Consider the following 15,509-nt stretch of genomic DNA (forward strand, 5'->3'; position numbering starts at 1 on the left):
ACCTCCTTTAACCTTTCCCGAGCCAATCAGAAGCAGACGTGGCCCTTTCCATGTTTTCTATTTTTCGAACGGCTCCAAAAACCGCCGCATCAAAAATGTCAATTCGTTGTTCAGGCATAACCTTTTCATATTGGATCATGTCATCTGTCTTTTCTATCGCATGTACGTTTTGAACACAATATTCAAAGGCCTGGGAATGCAGATAGTAGAAAAGCCCATCCTTTACTTTCTTTTCGATCCTGCGGAAGCCTTGAGACTTCCTATGGAAATACTGCGGTTGATCCACAATCTTGAAACCCTTTTGCTTCATGCCTAGATAAAACTCAGCACCGAATTTTCTATCAAAGCCGACCTGTTTAATCCGAAACCCTCGTTTTTTCATTTCTAGAAACCATTTAATAACATCGTCATGATTTACGGTCGGCGTATTACACATGGTTAACCAGCCGTCATCTTTCCAGCCAAACAATGGTATGCCGTCATCTTCAGCCTTTTGGTGTGCCGTAACTACGGGGAACCAGGCATGCGTGATAGCAATATCTATCTCTTTTCCCTTATGGTTATACGTCCCGTACAATGCGGCCGCGGTTAAATCGTGCATTTTCGATAAGTCGGCCCCGCCATACCAATCAATTTTAAGTTTTGCTAAATCCTTCAATGTCCATTTGTATTGCTGATCAGACGCTTTAAACTCATCAATATTGAAATAAGCTCTCATGGCTGAGGTGAAAATATTTACAGACTTGGCCAAGAAATCTTTTCGCTGCTGCGGATCGTTTTGCGCCTCCAGGGCATCGTCTAAAATGTCCTGCGGCCTAATTGTTACCCCGTAATTTGGGTTTGCTTTTTCATGTTGTATCGGGTTTGTGTAATCGACTTCACCGCGCTCCCCTTCATCAGCCTTTGCAATGAATATGAAGTAATGTTCCGCCGTGATCGTCTTATCCAATATCTTTTTGCAATACTGAAGCCGCTGAAAACAAAAGCTTGTCATGTCATCTCCGGCGGTTGTAATGCCAATCATAAGCTTATTCGTGTACGCCTTCATCGATTCTTTGATAATGTTGTACTGCTTCGGCGTTTTGTAGGCGTGAAGCTCGTCCGCAATCGCAATATTACTGTTCAAAGAATCTTGCGTATCCGGATTAGCGGCCAGCGCTTCAATATGCAAAGACCCGCCCTCCAGCTCGCCGCTTATACTATGCTCTTGGTTATTGTCTCTCACCCGAAAGGTACCTTTCTCGCCCATCTGCGCCAAATTAAAATTGATAAAATCAAAGCTTTGAAGCGCCTGACGCAATGCAGCACCTACAATATAAATGGTCGATCCTGATTTCATCTCAAGTAGTGCAAGCGCCCAGGATAAAGCGGCCACAAATCTTGTCTTTCCGTTTTTTCGTGGTATAAAAATAAACGCCTCTTTATAGCGCCTAATCCTTGAGTCCTTATAAAAGAACCCTAATAAGTTATATATGATGAATTTTTGCCAAGGCTCCAATAAAAAAGGCTCGCCCCTTAATGGCGTGCCGTCTAAGCGCTCTCCTTTATCATGAACGAATGTATTTTCGATAATCTCGATGACATATTCAGCATCATCAGGCTTAAAATCATATTTATCATTTTCTAAATCGCTTAAAAACCTCTCACAAGCCTGGATAATTTCACGGCCCGCTATTTTCTCCCCAGATACAACGCTTTTAGCATACTCCATAATCGCGGTATAGTTTTTGTATTCGTCATTCACGTCTGCGTAACACATTTGCTAATTTTGATTTTTTCTCCCCGGGGCTGCTATTCCCTGTCTGGGTAGATTTAGGGTTTAGGCAAAGACGGTCGGAGTATGCCAGAATGTCTTTCCTGAGATTTTCTATAGTTGCGACAATTGCAGATTTTTTAGTGCCCCCTGCGGCTGTTTCCGTCTCATATTGGTAGCCACCTTCTTCAAACTCTTTTTGCGCCAGTAAATACTGATGGACAGCATCAGCATATATGTCAATTAAGCGATTATACGCGCTTTTGTGGACTCCCAAAGATTTCATGTCTGCAATTGTGCGCCTTTTGATTGTTTCTTTCGTCGGTACTTTTGACACTCGTCTTCACCTCCCAAAAAAAAGTTTTTGGAGAGCCGCTCCCTTGGAAAAAGTTCCCCCTCTCGGTCCCCAAGACGAAAATTTTTTCAGCTTGAGGGTGGGGGGCTACTTGAGTCCTTCAATCTCCATCATCAAAATAAAAAATCTTCCAAGTACTCTTTCAAGCTCTTTTTCATCATCTGCACCTTCACCTTCAAGCACATTAACAACATCATCGCTAACATCTCTTAATTTTTTAAATAGATCTACAGGCTCCATCCCTTTCATCCCCCTTCAAGTTTATCTTTTACTCTTTCAATCCATTGCCTTCCAAGTTCGGTCAGCTCATTGTTGGTTCTTGTGTGCATCTTCTCATGGCACTTGCTACACAAACTGATTAGATTAACAGATGATAATTTATATTCAGGGTATTGCTCCAGTGGGTAGATGTGGTGAACCATCGTGGCAGCTGTTGCCTTCCCATACCTCCTGCACTCTCTGCATTCATACTGATCACGGCGTAAGATGTTCCTCCTCTTATCCTCCCACCGCTTAGATTTATAGAATGGGTTAGTCTGTTTCATATCCCCCACCTCACAATTAAAAGCGCCTCCCCGATTGGGAAAGCGCCTGAGTTTATTGTCTCTAAACTGGCCCCACACTCAGAGGCATTCGGCCGCCAATAGTCTTGTCTGAGATTCACTGGAGCCAGTTTGCAGACAATATAAAAAGCACCCTTTACTGGGTGCTTTATTTACTATTAAGCTTTTCGAGCTGTTTCAAGATTAACCAGTTTTGTTCTACTATCGTTTCCAGATATAAAACTTGTGCCTCTAAATTAACATTTGCTTTAGATAAGCTCCCCTTAGTTAATCCACTAGCTGTAAGATCGTTAGCTATCTTCTGAACTACATCTTGCTGACTCAAGCCAGATAAATCATATTTCTCAATGTATTCCTCACTCGTTAAGCTTTTACCTTTCGGGCTAAACATTCCCATATCTATAAACCCCCTTTTTGTATCTACACTTCAACATTTAAGGGTTTAATTCCTGCACTAAATTATTTGTTGCAATCTTCATATATTCCGAGAGGTAGCCAAATATAGTAAGATCGCTTGGTAAAACGAAAATACTATCCCCCGATGCGGCTGCCGCAGACTGGCTGCTATCCAGGCTCAGAATGTTCCTCTCGTTCGGCTTCATTCCTCAACACCTTTGTTCCGCATCCGGATTCGCCTTTGATAAGGGAAAGGCGCTTCTCCCGTAAATTCAACATAAGTAAAACTTATCAATAGATATGCTTTTAAGCTCCAATTAAGAAAGGCCCCCAATTTTATTGGGAGCCCAAAATTTCTCTTATTCAATTGATTTTCTCCAATCTCGCTTTAACTGCTTCCATCAGTGCGTTTTGCCCAACTGCTTTCCCTTCCAAAGCATTCATGACGTCTTCGTCCACTGTCCCTTCAGTCACAAGATGATGAACAATAACACTGTGTTTTTGGCCTTGCCGGTCTAATCTCGCATTTGCCTGTTGGTACAGTTCCAGGCTCCACGTCATGCCGAACCAGACGATGATATGCCCTCCATCTTGAAGATTGAGCCCGTGACCCGTTGATGCTGGATGGGCTAATAGCATTTCAATTCTCCCTTTGTTCCAGGCTTCGATGTCGCTGCTATCTTCTAAGGTTTTGGCCTTTTTAAACTTTTGCTGGATGCGGTCTTTGTCATGCTTATAGTTATAGAAAACCAGGATGGGTTTCCCGTTTGCTGCTTCCACTATGTCTTCAAGCGCATTCAATTTCTCATCATGCAACCTTCGAATTTCTCCGTTTTCATCGTAGACAGCGCCATTTGCTAGCTGAAGCAGTTTATTTGATAGAACGGCAGCTGTGTCGGCCACGATATCACCATCTAAAAACGGGAGAAGTAAATCCTTTTCTAGCTGCTTATATTTTGCTTTTATTTTTTCCGGCATTTTCACTTTTACAATGTTGTTGATCCTTTCAGGCAGATCCAGCCAGTCTTTAGCTTGCATACTGATACAGATATCTGAAATCTTTTCATGTATAGCCTGTTCGGCGCCTTCTCTTAATTTCCAGCTATAAATAATGGTTCGGTTTCGTTTATCGGGCTGGAAATAGGTTTCCCTGTATTTTGTGACCGTTTTACCCAGGCGCGCACCTTGATCCAATAAATACATTTGCGGCCATAGATCAATTAAGCTGTTTGGTGCCGGCGTACCCGTTAGCCCGACAATTCTCTTGATGAAAGGCCGGACTTTCTTTAAGGCTCTGAATCTTTTAGCCTTAGAAGATTTAAAACTCGAAAGCTCATCTATCACAACCATGTCAAAAGGCCATTTCTTGCCGTAGAAGTTTACAAGCCATTCGACATTTTCCCGATTAATAACGTATATGTCGGCTTTCTCATGCAGGGCCATAATCCGTGAAGATTCAGGGCCTAAAACTTTTGAGACTTTCAAATTTGCCGTATGATCCCATTTTTCTGTCTCTCGGCCCCATGTGTCTTCCGCCACTCTCAAAGGTGCTACGACAAGAACCTTCGATACATCAAAATAATCATAAAGTAGATCTTGCACGGCGGTTAATGTGCTTACCGTTTTCCCCATACCCATATCAAGGAAAAGCCCGGCAGCTTCACTGTCAATAATGTGCTGGATGGCGTGTTCTTGATATTTATGCGGTGTGAATCTCACTGAAAAACCTCCCCACAAAGGCTTTTACGGATTCATGCGAATCTAAAACATGAACCTCAAAGCCCAAAGCCTCTAAATCCCGTTTTCTCTTTTCCTGTAATGGCCGCAGCTGCTCACCTGGTGCCTTCATTTCGGCAAAGACGGCTCTTCCTCCCGGTAACAGGACAAGGCGATCCGGCACACCTGATAATCCGGGTGATACGAATTTCATCGCTTTGCCTCCCTGCTTTTCAACCTCCCTTTTAAAGAATCGCTCTATTTGACTTTCCTGCAAAACGGCCTCACTCCTTTTATGCTTATGTCCATGATGTCCATATGGCCATGCCCCTATATAGACTATTGAAATAAAGAGATTATAGAGATTTTCATACGTATATACGCTATATTCTTTAATATATCTTTTATATAGAATTCATGGACATCATGGACATATATATAGATAACCCCTTGGTATGCCTGGCTTTACGATATGTCCATGGTCTGAAAACATGGACATAAACCATGGACACATGGACATACGCTTTTAAATTTTCCACATTTTACATGGACATATGATTCAGGTCATGGACATATGAATTTCAGACCCTTATAAACGCTCTTTGGTTCCCGTAGCTCCTCCCAAAATATAGCCGCCCTCGACTTTTTGAATATGCCTTCCACCCCGGGATGCGTCTCAAAATATCATTGATTTCTCTGGCCTGCATCGGGTTCATTTGCTTTGGATCTCCTTCAAACAATTCAACCCATACCTCCATAGCACAAACCTTGTCGCGCTTAACGGTGCCTTTTTCTGCATCCCCAAAATCGCTGCCGTGGATGAAGCGACGTCTTTCACTAATGTCTTTAGTCATCCAATCTTCAGGCAATAGTGTGTTTAAATACTCCTCGATTAAGCCGGCTTTTGCGCTTTCTTCTGTGTGCGCCTCTTGGGCTTCCCTGGCCGCGGCCTCAAGCTCCCCTGACAGGTAAAGCGGCTCTTTTTCAATCCAGCAATTAACCGCCTCAGCCCATATCTGATCAACTTCGTATTGATTCAAGTCTTTCCATATGCTTTTAGTCCGTTCTTGCGTTGCTACAACAACAGGCCAAAAACGTCGGTTTCCTGTTCGGTCTTTCAGAAACGTCACGTCATTTGTTGAACCAAAAAAGACGCACTGGCGCGGAAAAACAGAAATTTGACGGCCGTATGCCACCCGATAGCTGTCCTCTTGTTTAGATATGAAATGCTTAACGGCTTCCGCCTCAGCTTTCCGAGTTGCAGACAGCTCAGCCAGCTCAATGAGCCAGGCTCCTTGTAATTGTTCATAGGCTTCTTTCCCCTGAACGGTTGTGATGGAGTCAGAATGCCAATCCATTCCAAGTTTTTTGATAATGTAGCTTTTCCCGACACCCTGCGGCCCAACCATGACAAGGACGTTATCAAATTTCACCCCTGGCTTGAGTACACGTCCGACTGCAGCCGTGAAAATCTTACGGGTAACGGCCCGGACATACTCAGAATCTTCGGCTCCTAGATACTCAATGAAAAGCGTGTCAAGGCGTGGTAGACCATCCCATTCCAGGCTGTTCAGGTAATCCTGCACCGGATGGAATTTGTTCTTCCCTTGAACCTCCATAAGCGCGTCGTGGACTTTGCCTTGACCTGAGATGTTATAAACGGTTTCCAGGTAGTTACGCAATGAAGCATCGTCCCTGTCTGTCCAGTAGTCCCCCTCTGACAGCTTGCGCCAAGGTAAATCACCTAAGACCGCTGCACGATGTGCAAAGTCGTTCCAGGCAATCTTCCCGGCAAGCCGCGGATCATTTTTGAGTATCAATATAATATTCTTGGCCGTAGAAAGGACATCACCGTTTTTCTTGACGTCTAATTGTTCAAGCCAGTTCATGTCTTCGTCTACAACCGCCCCAAATTCGTCAGCAGCTTGGTTAAGCTTCTCCTGACCGATTGTACGTTTGACATTTTTGTCATCCATCGCAAAATCAGACATAGCTGTAAAAGAAGGAAGACGGACAACCGGCGTCCCTGGTGCTGCGTCCTCATCGCGCATCCCGAATTTATGGATTCGGACTAAATCAAAAGCATTGACTAGTTGCCCGCCTATCGGATCTGTACCGTGATGGGAATAGGCAAATTTCTCGTCATCATAGAGAATTAGACCGCCGGTTGTCGAACCCTCTTTATACGTATAGCGACCGGGCCCGGCCTCTTCGTATACATCAGTCAGAAAGGTTTCAATGGCTTCTGGGATCGAATATGTGCGGCAGAAGGCCCCAACCATACCACTTTTTTCGTGTGGGTCACCTTGTTTGTCCGCAAGCTTTTGACGGCTTTTTTGGATTCTGGACGATTCAGGCCAATTAACGGGATCTGTCCAATCTTCATAACTTGCCAGTATTCCATCAGGATCAAGCCAGGGTGCGTCCTGTAACTTAAAAACAAACTCACCATCTGAAGAAGTTGACGGCCAATACATCAAACGGTGGGCCTGATAGGTCGTATCATCGAAAAAGTCAATTCCTATATCAGCGGCTAAACGCCGGGATACAGCCTGGTACTCATCCGGCGTAATAGGCCGTTTAAGCGGAATCACTAGGCGTAGCCGCGGCGTCTTATTGCTGTGCTTGTGCGTTGAATAGGCAGCACATGCAAAGTCATACATCATTTCAACAGCGGCCCAAAGGTCGCCTTTAATAAAATCAGCGTCCAGTGTGACGACTTGGCGCCAGGCGACGGAATCTGTTTTCCGCCGCCCACCTTTTAAAGATCCACCAACGAAACCGCCGACATCTTTGATCTGATCTTGCTGCGCCTTTGACATCTTTTTATACTCTGCGTAAGTTTCGTTGGTATAGTTTGGTGTTGATAGCTTTTTCAGCAAGTCAGACCATAGCAGATCTTTATTTTTCCAAGCCTTATCCCATCGGTTGCGCCCTGTTGCTATGGTGATAGACCCATCATGCTGCACTTTATGATTTAAAGCTGTTTCCATCACCGGCACCCCCAATCTTCCTCAATTTTCTTCAACGATCACAACGGCGTTGCTAATTAAGATTCGCTTTCCATCCAGGTCAAATTTCACTTTGTTCCCATACTCGTTAACTTCAACATCAAATTTCCCTTTGTAGGTTTTGATCTCATTCCCTTTCTGGTCATACACGGTCGCTGTTCGATCCAGCCCGTTATGCGCGGACTCAATGTCTTTCGCTGTTCTGTCCCATGATTCTGATTGGCAGCCGGCTATAATTGCGACTAGCAGCAAGACTGCCATTGTTGCGATAGCTTTTTTCATGTTTCATTTCTCCTTCTCGACAAACTCGAATATATGCACTCGAAAGCTTTTTTCTTCATCCGGTATACCAAACAGTTCAACTTCTCCAGGGCCAGGACGGACGTTCTCGATGTCTGCCCCAAACTTCAAGCTCCAAGCTTCCTGGACAGCTTCCACTGCATCCTTCCCTGATACGAAATAAAGAGTTTTGATGTGCTTCTTTGGCATTTCTCATACTCCTCCCCGGCTGGCGGCCGCTGCTTTGCGAATTAACCTTTTTTTATTTGCTCCCAAATCTCAACGGTTTTCCGCTTGACCTCTTCCTGGTTTGATTTGATCCACTTTATGTCCTCTTGTGACAGTTCGTCAGGATGCTTGCTAGAAATTTCTTTTGCTTTTTTCCAATTCATTTTTACACCTTCCCTTCAAGCAGTTTCAAAATCTCATCGATGTCCTTTTTTTCGATGTAATGCCACTTTGCCTTTTGGCATATGAATTTAATTTTTTGCATGCGCGTTATGCATTCATGTAAAGAACGCATGACCGCGGCATTTTCCACCATCCCTTTTTCAACCTGTTCGATAAGAAAATTCAGATCGGCTACTTCTATATCGTAATAGGGCAACGTTTCACCCTCAGACAAAGCTATATCAATGCAATTTGAATAAGATTCTTTTATTTCTTCTAAACGTTTTTTATTGTCCATTTACTCAACCTTCCCGGCAGGGCTCGCCCCTTTTACTTGAACATTATCGGAATGGCAGCTGTCGCAAATGTAACCGTCGCTAAAAATGCGATCTATTTTGTCTCGGCTAGCTGCAAAAATCTTGCCGTTTCTTGCGCCACCGTTTGCATCAATCAACCGTCTTGCCGGCACCGATACTTCCTGATAAAAGAACCTTTCGTTTCCGCATTCCATACACCGTGCCTTCATTCTGCTGCCCTCCACGCTATTGTTAAAGATTCTAAATAGGCCTGTTTTTCGACCGCCTCAAGTCGCCTATAATATAAGCCAAAGTCTATATCTGTGATGATATATTCCTTACCCTCGAAAGAAATTTCTCCATGTAGCCCTTTAAGAGCAAACGTGTCAAATAGATCGGAACCCTTGTCAAAAGGTATCAGATTCCCATTTATATAAGCGACTTCTGAAAATTCTATTGTGCTATCCGCTTCAATCGTTAACGTTTTCACTTCGCTGCACCAACTTTCTCAAGTTTGAACGCTCCTTCGAGTTTTGCGATGTGCTGCGCGATCTGTCCGTTGGACATATTATTAAAATCAGGCCCCCTATCTGGGGCATGAAAAGCTGATGCTTCTTTGATCAGTAGCCGCCGTTCCTCAGACAAGAAGGTCTTTTTATATAGCCCAGCGATCTTTTTCAGGGCGCATAATTCCCCTGAGCGGTGGAAAGCTTCAGGGCTGTTCGCCTCTGTCTCTAACATTTCTTTTTCTTTCTCTCGAATTATCCCACATATAATCCCGTAGAATTCACCTTCTAGTTTTCCCACTCTTAGCCCCTCCCGTTTCTCTTTTTCAAAGACGGAATGCCGATCTTCTTCTTATGATTCAGGTAATGCCGGTAAGTCCTATAGCCGAATGCCTTCATAATTTCATTTTCGGACATGCCAAGCTTCTTCATCTCTTTCCATTCTTCAACCGTGAATTTCTTGGCCGATTTGTTGTATTTAGGGCCCAACCCATGTCTTCTTTTCCAGGCCTTCAATGTATAGATTGAGCAATAAAGATGATCTTCTGCGATTTCCATATCTGTCATTGTCTCTTTCAATTCCCGATACTGCGCGGGCGTGAACCCCATATCATCAATAACACCCATATCTATTCACCTCTTTTCCGGATCTGAATCTGCTAAAATATCAATGGGTTCATCCGAAATCACAAGCTTAATTGACTGGCCTTCATATCGTGAAACAATATTTATGATGTCGTGCGAGCCCACACATAACTTATCAGGATCAACTGGCGTCCATTCCGAATACCCCCAGCCAGTTTCAATAAACAAATCGCCGTCAAATGTTTCATCCATAACACCGACCGTCACTTTGCCGTTAAACTCTGAGCCCTTTAAAGCATTGATAACATCAACGCCTCCGATTATGATTGCTCCGTCCTTTTCGCCGTTCTCGTAGTCGCTTACGCGGAACGGATCGCCAAGCTCAACTAATCCCTTGGACATCAAATGCATTGGTCATTCTCCTTCCCGGCTGGCCGCTTAAGAATATTTGTGACAAGCAGCCCTTAATGTCTTTTTCCATTTGCCCCTTTTCAGTTCATAACCGTCAATGAATGGCTTTCCGTCAACCATCGTTATGCTTTCGCCCTTCATTTCAGGATGAAAAGGTATTACCCTACCATTTATAACAACAACCCTTTTTTGGGAATCTACTACGGCGCCCCGGGCTTTGCTGAATTGAACAGACACGGCGATCCCTCCTGTAATAATCAATGGAAATCCACATACACTTCTTCAAGTTGACTGCATACATCGTGCTGCCAATCGTCATCCTTTGTCATGTGTGCAATCAAGGACTGATTTTTTAAGACGGCCACCTTCCAGCACTTGTTCAGGTTTGCATCCAGGCAGATCCTAAATTCACTCATTTCCTCGGCTGTCAACCTCCGTTGTTTGCTAAGGCTCCACAGCTCCGCAAGTCTTTGGTGCACGCCCCACATTGAACGTTTCCCCTTTCAATTAGAGGCCGCCAGAGCGACGGCCGCTATATTTTCAATCTCCAAACTCTTCATTGACTCGCTTTTTAACTTTTCTGTAGGCGACGGCCGCAAACAAGATCCAAATGATATAGAAAGAGAAGGAAACGATGACAGGCAGGAACACCAGCCACCAACTCCAATCAATTTGCCCAAACACCTTCAAAAGAATAAATATTAATGTCAACAGTTCCAAAAAGCCCATTATTAACAGCTCCTTTTAAGTTATTTGATATAAAACTTTTTCGATTCAAACGTGCCAATATAATTGTTTTTCTTTGCATCTGTGTAGCAATCAATCTGGATCACGTATGCCCCTTTCCCGGTACGTTTCCGGATCTCTGTAACGCTGAAAGACTTTAGCGGTGTTGAATGCTTGAAATATCCGCGCTGTACCAGGTTTGTATCAGTTAATCCGCCGCCAGAACGTTTTTTATAAACGCCCGCCGTATAATAAAGCGTCCCTGATCCTTTCTTTTCAGCCCGCCAGTCAACCGTTTTCGCTCCCGAATAGTAATAGGTATCATCAGTAAAAACCCTCGCTGTATGGCCGAATGCTTCCTTTTGCCACGGCGACCAAACAGCCGCCGCAGATTGTGAGAATAAAAGCGTTCCAGAAAGCAAGAGTGACAGTGTAACAATGGTTTTTAATAGTTTTTTCATGGCAATAACTTCCCTTCTTTTGTTTTCCATTCGTAAGTAGGTGATGGCTGTTCTTCCGGAATGATTGGGTGTTTTTTGATGTAGGCTAGCCGCTCTTCCTCCGTCATCTTCCAGGTAACTACTTCACTATCAAACCTTGAATTTTTATCCGACATCATAGCATCTCTATTTGAATTCATAGCGTTTACCCCTTTCCGTCCTGTATAGTACGCTGTGCCATCTGCTAAATGGCACTTCCCGTTTTACGTCCTGTTTGTTTAAACCTTCCTCAAAGATGGTAATAACCTGTAGACGCTTTCGATCGGAATCTATAGCCGACCATTGTATGACGCGCCTGGTCATCCGCAATCTCTCCACCATTGCTTTTCCTTCAGCTTCCCGCAGGTGTCGCAGATATTAAATAGACCGTAGTTGTGACCCCGTATCCGGCAAAAGAGCCTTTTTATCTTTTGCATTATTTGACTTCCCCCTGCTTGATGACCTGGAATAGAAAGACGTGTTCGGGTGTGTCTTCATCGCAAATGCCAGAAATGTCTTTTTCCAACTGTTCATAATCTTTCAGGGCCTCTTCTTCTCTTTCGTAAAACTCCACTCCATTTGTGAATGTGTCATACATCGCGTATTTCTCTTTCATCCCACTGCCCCCCTATTAATCTTTTTTATAGTAATTAGTGACAAAGCCGTCAGCGGTAAGCGGGAGCCCTTTCGCCCAGGAAATAGGCCGGCCCATGATCGCTTCCACTTGTTCAAGTTCATTTCTGCCTTTTGGGACATCTAGGACAGCTTCGTCATGTACGTGCATAACTGTTTTATGACCCGCTTCATCCAATCGCATGAGCGCGACCGCTAGACAATCCCTGGCCGCCGCCTGGACAATGTTCTCGACAAGCTTGCCACCGTATGTGTTTAGGCGGCCCCATTTTCCTGTGGTTGTTTTTCCTTCGTAAGTGAGGGCTTTTTTTCCGAACCTCTTATCAATTTCTAGCTTTGGATTTGCGTAAGCTAGCCGTCTGCCGGATGGCAGCTGTATAAACAAAATACCGGATTCGCAAGAGAAACACAGACCGTGCTGAAGTTTTACAATCGTTTTCTCGTTGACTGCCTTGATTGCTGCCGCCTCAACGTCATACCAAAACTTCACGATTTTCTTATTTGCTGTCCGCCAGGTTTCAACCAGATCCGGAAGCTCATCTTCTGAAAGCCCCATATCTAGGGCGCCCATCTGAATTAAGGCCCCTTTTCCTCCCTGATAGCCTAACGCCAATTCAGCTACTTTACCTTTTTGTCTTTCCGGGCTGCCTTTTGTGATTGATTCAATCGGGATTTTGAACATTTGGGCAGCTGACGCCTCATATATCTTCCCATGTGTGTTGAATACATCCAGGCGCCACTTTTCACCAGCAAGCCAGGCAATCACACGCGCCTCAATGGCAGAGAAGTCAGAGACGTAAAACTCATTACCTTCCGATGGTATAAAGGCTGTTCTGACAAGCTGAGACAGTACAAAAGGAACCTGGCCGTATAAAAGTTCAATCGCTTCATAATAGCCGCCTTTTAAAAGCTCTCTCGCTGTATCCAGATCAGCGATTTTGTTTTGCGGTAAGTTTTGAACCTGCACCAATCGACCGGCCCATCTACCTGTACGACTTGCACCGTAAAATTGAAGGAGGCCACGAATGCGCCCGTCAGGGCAAAGTGCCTTTTCCATCGCCTGATATTTTTTCACAGACGTTTTGGACATTTCTTGCCTAAGCTGCAAAACTCGCTTGACGTCTTCATCTTCCGTACTTTCAATCAGTTTCGGTATATTGTCTTTGGCTAAGCTTGTGACAGTAAGCCCTTGATCTTCAAGCCACTGTTTCAATTGAGCTGCGCTATTCGGGTTGGGAAGCCCGGTAAGCTCCTTTGCTTCTGACACCAGCTTTTCTTGATAAGCGGCATCACAGGCTATTGCATGCCTTACAAGATCACCGTCTACCCGGACGCCCCTATCATTTATCTCTTGATCTAGCACCCAAAGGCGCTGCTCAGACTCCATAGGCTGAAACTTTGAAAGCTTCTTGCCTATTGCCCTTTCCACCTCAACGTCCTGGACGCAGTACGCTTTAAACTGCTCCCATTTTTCCGGATCGTGTTCAGGAAGGTTTCGAGTCCGTCCGCCGTTCGTCTTTGTCGGTTTACAAGGAACGGAAAAGTAACGGATCAATGATTTACCGGATGCATCCTTTTGAGCTTCAAGTTTTAACACCTTAGCAACCCCGTCCAAATTTCCCGGTAGCCCCAATGTAGTCGCATGCACAGCTGTACAACGCCATTGATTAATTGGCAGCAATAAATTGAAGTGTTTCGCGATACAAACCCTTTCGAAATTTGCGTTAAAAGCCTTTTTAATCAGTTTGGAACTGACTAGGGCCGACATGACTTCATACGGCAGGTTTTCGCCCTGGGCCAGATCTACAATTTTTGTAGGCTCATCATCCCAAGCATAGGCAAACAGTAAAATTTCAAAATCCGGTGCTTCTGTATAGGCGTAAACGCCTGATTTTAATAGATCAACACTTGAATATGTTTCTATGTCAATTGATAATGTGTTCAATTTGCTTGCCGCCTTTTTTGGAAAAATAAAGAGTTTGTATTTCCGTATTTTTCGAGATAGGCTGAGAGAGCGATCCCGGCAACTTCTGCACTTGATCTGGCCGGCATCGTTGCTGCCTCATGCGGATTCATACCTCTTTTTCTAACCCTATAAAGCAGAGTGTCATATTTGATTCCATTCTCCTGAGCAAGTTCAACTAACTCACGGGATAAGATTCGGTATTTGTTTCGCGGAGATTTTTTCTGTGCTTTTCTCATATTCTCTTTAGTTTCGGCCACGGGAACAGTTGCGGCCTTTTCTTCATCCCAGCCTAGATTGTTGATCCGACAAGAGAAGCGTTTTCTTGATATCCCATTTGATTCTGCTACATCGGCCCATTCAGATAATGGCATCCGCTTTAATGCTGGCGTAGTGATGGCCCGCTTTTTATCCCAGCCTGATCGCCTTATCCTCCGCTCAAGCAGTTCCTTGCTCACACCGTTCTGTGCTGCACGTTCGTATTCTTTAGGTGTGATATACCAGTCCAAAGGATTAAACATATATTGGCCTCCCCCGCTAAACCGTTTATTGATCCACGTATTCGATTTTTAACTTTCCATTGGAGAGTTTCGGCTCCATTTCAAACAGCACACTTTTTTGTACATCTACTTCGAATATCTGTTTCAATGAACGCTCATCAGAGGTCACAAGGTCGCCTACATAATTCAGCAGCCCCTTTTCCTCTTTCTCGGTGAATGTTGCCAAAGCTTCGCCCTCATCATCATAAAGGTCTTTATATTCAGATATTACAAAGATGATTTTCCGCATCATAAGCCCTCCTATTCTATTAAGTGAGGGGGCAAAGCCCCTCTTAGTCTAAAAAGCTTTCTTCTTCATCTTCATAGTCGTCCACAGCATCAAAGTCATCTTCAGCGCGGGAACGTCCGCCGAGATAATCCCCATCCTCAAGCTTTTGGATGTTGTTCAAGCCGCAAGCAATCCCTTTATTTCCAGCCGTATTAAATGCATAGAAATTGATTGAAGCGCGTCCATAGCATCCGCTGTATAGCTCTTCTGAGTCAATAATTTTGTTAAGCTGCTTGTCAACAACTCCCGGCTTTGTTTTGCTGGAAGCATTCAAGAAGTAACACCCCGCATATTCTTCCTGATCCGGTCTTTCCTCGTCGCCATCCCGCAGCGGTGTTTTAAGATTGGCTGGGATTTTGCCGCCCCACTTGCCGGCCCCTGCTTGCTTTGCCGCCTCTACTGCGGCTTTAATTTTTCTCAAAGTCTCTTTATCTGTTTTAGGAATTAAAATTGATGTGCTGTATTTTGGCTCCTGCCCTTCCTCAATTGCGTGCGGCTCGAAAGCGTGAAGATAAGAGAAACGAACCTTTCCTGTAACTACCTTTGTGCTTGTGTTTGTGTTAACTGCCATTTTGCATGTCTCCTTTGTTTTTGTTTTTTATTGAGATCAATTTTGATC

28 protein-coding genes are annotated in these 15,509 nt (G+C 44.2%); all 28 read right to left on the reverse strand.

Annotated elements, in window-relative coordinates:
• Positions 1 to 7: 7 nt before the first annotated feature.
• The gene (locus tag M1D90_RS16355; protein ID WP_396021748.1) at positions 8 to 1,711 is read right to left on the reverse strand and encodes a terminase large subunit; all 1,704 of its coding nucleotides are present in this window, start codon (positions 1,709 to 1,711) and stop codon (positions 8 to 10) included.
• Between the two features lie 25 nt (positions 1,712 to 1,736).
• Complete coding sequence (locus M1D90_RS16360) at positions 1,737 to 2,090, reverse strand: P27 family phage terminase small subunit (protein WP_208738730.1); 354 nt, start codon at positions 2,088 to 2,090, stop codon at positions 1,737 to 1,739.
• Between the two features lie 105 nt (positions 2,091 to 2,195).
• Positions 2,196 to 2,348 (reverse strand): hypothetical protein, encoded by a 153-nt coding sequence (locus M1D90_RS16365; protein ID WP_456282883.1) that lies wholly within the window; start codon positions 2,346 to 2,348, stop codon positions 2,196 to 2,198.
• Between the two features lie 5 nt (positions 2,349 to 2,353).
• A complete protein-coding gene (locus M1D90_RS16370; protein ID WP_268015810.1) occupies positions 2,354 to 2,653 on the reverse strand; it encodes an HNH endonuclease in 300 nt (99 codons plus the stop codon).
• A gap of 166 nt (positions 2,654 to 2,819) precedes the next feature.
• Positions 2,820 to 3,068 (reverse strand): hypothetical protein, encoded by a 249-nt coding sequence (locus M1D90_RS16375; RefSeq protein ID WP_224145906.1) that lies wholly within the window; start codon positions 3,066 to 3,068, stop codon positions 2,820 to 2,822.
• Between the two features lie 37 nt (positions 3,069 to 3,105).
• Entirely contained in the window at positions 3,106 to 3,273 is a 168-nt protein-coding gene (locus M1D90_RS16380; protein ID WP_224145905.1) for a hypothetical protein, read from the reverse strand.
• A gap of 157 nt (positions 3,274 to 3,430) precedes the next feature.
• Positions 3,431 to 4,786: an SNF2-related protein gene (locus M1D90_RS16385; RefSeq protein WP_224146091.1), complete on the reverse strand. Its 1,356-nt coding sequence runs from the start codon at positions 4,784 to 4,786 to the stop codon at positions 3,431 to 3,433.
• Positions 4,767 to 4,997: a VRR-NUC domain-containing protein gene (locus M1D90_RS16390; RefSeq protein WP_197063014.1), complete on the reverse strand. Its 231-nt coding sequence runs from the start codon at positions 4,995 to 4,997 to the stop codon at positions 4,767 to 4,769. Before M1D90_RS16390 ends, M1D90_RS16385 begins: the two co-directional genes overlap by 20 nt.
• A 367-nt stretch (positions 4,998 to 5,364) precedes the next feature.
• A complete protein-coding gene (locus M1D90_RS16395; protein WP_268015811.1) occupies positions 5,365 to 7,776 on the reverse strand; it encodes a virulence-associated E family protein in 2,412 nt (803 codons plus the stop codon).
• A gap of 21 nt (positions 7,777 to 7,797) precedes the next feature.
• A complete protein-coding gene (locus M1D90_RS16400; protein WP_456282884.1) occupies positions 7,798 to 8,076 on the reverse strand; it encodes a DUF5052 family protein in 279 nt (92 codons plus the stop codon).
• A 3-nt stretch (positions 8,077 to 8,079) separates the two neighbouring features.
• Entirely contained in the window at positions 8,080 to 8,283 is a 204-nt protein-coding gene (locus M1D90_RS16405) for a hypothetical protein (protein ID WP_224145902.1), read from the reverse strand.
• 41 nt (positions 8,284 to 8,324) lie between these two features.
• Positions 8,325 to 8,465 carry a hypothetical protein gene (locus M1D90_RS16410; protein WP_456282885.1) on the reverse strand — a complete coding sequence of 47 codons (141 nt, stop codon included), beginning with the start codon at positions 8,463 to 8,465 and terminating at the stop codon, positions 8,325 to 8,327.
• Between the two features lie 2 nt (positions 8,466 to 8,467).
• Positions 8,468 to 8,761 carry a hypothetical protein gene (locus M1D90_RS16415; RefSeq protein ID WP_456282886.1) on the reverse strand — a complete coding sequence of 98 codons (294 nt, stop codon included), beginning with the start codon at positions 8,759 to 8,761 and terminating at the stop codon, positions 8,468 to 8,470.
• Positions 8,762 to 8,989: a hypothetical protein gene (locus M1D90_RS16420; protein WP_456282887.1), complete on the reverse strand. Its 228-nt coding sequence runs from the start codon at positions 8,987 to 8,989 to the stop codon at positions 8,762 to 8,764.
• A complete protein-coding gene (locus M1D90_RS16425) occupies positions 8,986 to 9,249 on the reverse strand; it encodes a hypothetical protein (protein WP_456282888.1) in 264 nt (87 codons plus the stop codon). The genes M1D90_RS16420 and M1D90_RS16425 overlap by 4 nt, the downstream gene beginning before the upstream one ends.
• On the reverse strand, positions 9,246 to 9,566 hold the full coding sequence (locus M1D90_RS16430) for a hypothetical protein (protein WP_456282889.1): 321 nt from the start codon (positions 9,564 to 9,566) through the stop codon (positions 9,246 to 9,248). Before M1D90_RS16430 ends, M1D90_RS16425 begins: the two co-directional genes overlap by 4 nt.
• Positions 9,567 to 9,568: 2 nt before the next feature.
• Positions 9,569 to 9,892, reverse strand: coding sequence for a hypothetical protein (locus tag M1D90_RS16435; protein ID WP_456282890.1), 324 nt, complete (start codon positions 9,890 to 9,892; stop codon positions 9,569 to 9,571).
• A gap of 6 nt (positions 9,893 to 9,898) precedes the next feature.
• Entirely contained in the window at positions 9,899 to 10,261 is a 363-nt protein-coding gene (locus M1D90_RS16440) for a hypothetical protein (protein WP_456282891.1), read from the reverse strand.
• A gap of 27 nt (positions 10,262 to 10,288) precedes the next feature.
• Positions 10,289 to 10,498 carry a hypothetical protein gene (locus M1D90_RS16445; protein ID WP_456282892.1) on the reverse strand — a complete coding sequence of 70 codons (210 nt, stop codon included), beginning with the start codon at positions 10,496 to 10,498 and terminating at the stop codon, positions 10,289 to 10,291.
• A 20-nt stretch (positions 10,499 to 10,518) separates the two neighbouring features.
• Positions 10,519 to 10,749, reverse strand: coding sequence for a DUF7667 family protein (locus M1D90_RS16450; protein WP_039072604.1), 231 nt, complete (start codon positions 10,747 to 10,749; stop codon positions 10,519 to 10,521).
• 52 nt (positions 10,750 to 10,801) lie between these two features.
• Entirely contained in the window at positions 10,802 to 10,990 is a 189-nt protein-coding gene (locus tag M1D90_RS16455; protein ID WP_039072603.1) for a hypothetical protein, read from the reverse strand.
• Positions 10,991 to 11,010: 20 nt separating this feature from the next.
• Complete coding sequence (locus tag M1D90_RS16460; protein WP_456282893.1) at positions 11,011 to 11,448, reverse strand: hypothetical protein; 438 nt, start codon at positions 11,446 to 11,448, stop codon at positions 11,011 to 11,013.
• Positions 11,445 to 11,627 carry a hypothetical protein gene (locus M1D90_RS16465; protein ID WP_039072601.1) on the reverse strand — a complete coding sequence of 61 codons (183 nt, stop codon included), beginning with the start codon at positions 11,625 to 11,627 and terminating at the stop codon, positions 11,445 to 11,447. Before M1D90_RS16465 ends, M1D90_RS16460 begins: the two co-directional genes overlap by 4 nt.
• A 275-nt stretch (positions 11,628 to 11,902) precedes the next feature.
• Positions 11,903 to 12,082 (reverse strand): hypothetical protein, encoded by a 180-nt coding sequence (locus tag M1D90_RS16470; protein ID WP_456282894.1) that lies wholly within the window; start codon positions 12,080 to 12,082, stop codon positions 11,903 to 11,905.
• 15 nt (positions 12,083 to 12,097) lie between these two features.
• The gene (locus M1D90_RS16475; protein ID WP_456282895.1) at positions 12,098 to 14,044 is read right to left on the reverse strand and encodes a DNA polymerase; all 1,947 of its coding nucleotides are present in this window, start codon (positions 14,042 to 14,044) and stop codon (positions 12,098 to 12,100) included.
• Complete coding sequence (locus M1D90_RS16480; protein WP_456282896.1) at positions 14,041 to 14,583, reverse strand: hypothetical protein; 543 nt, start codon at positions 14,581 to 14,583, stop codon at positions 14,041 to 14,043. The genes M1D90_RS16475 and M1D90_RS16480 overlap by 4 nt, the downstream gene beginning before the upstream one ends.
• Positions 14,584 to 14,608: 25 nt before the next feature.
• A complete protein-coding gene (locus M1D90_RS16485; RefSeq protein ID WP_039072597.1) occupies positions 14,609 to 14,851 on the reverse strand; it encodes a hypothetical protein in 243 nt (80 codons plus the stop codon).
• 43 nt (positions 14,852 to 14,894) lie between these two features.
• On the reverse strand, positions 14,895 to 15,461 hold the full coding sequence (locus M1D90_RS16490; RefSeq protein ID WP_456282897.1) for a DUF2815 family protein: 567 nt from the start codon (positions 15,459 to 15,461) through the stop codon (positions 14,895 to 14,897).
• Positions 15,462 to 15,509 lie beyond the last annotated feature (48 nt).

The organism is Bacillus sp. JZ34 (assembly GCF_053903205.1).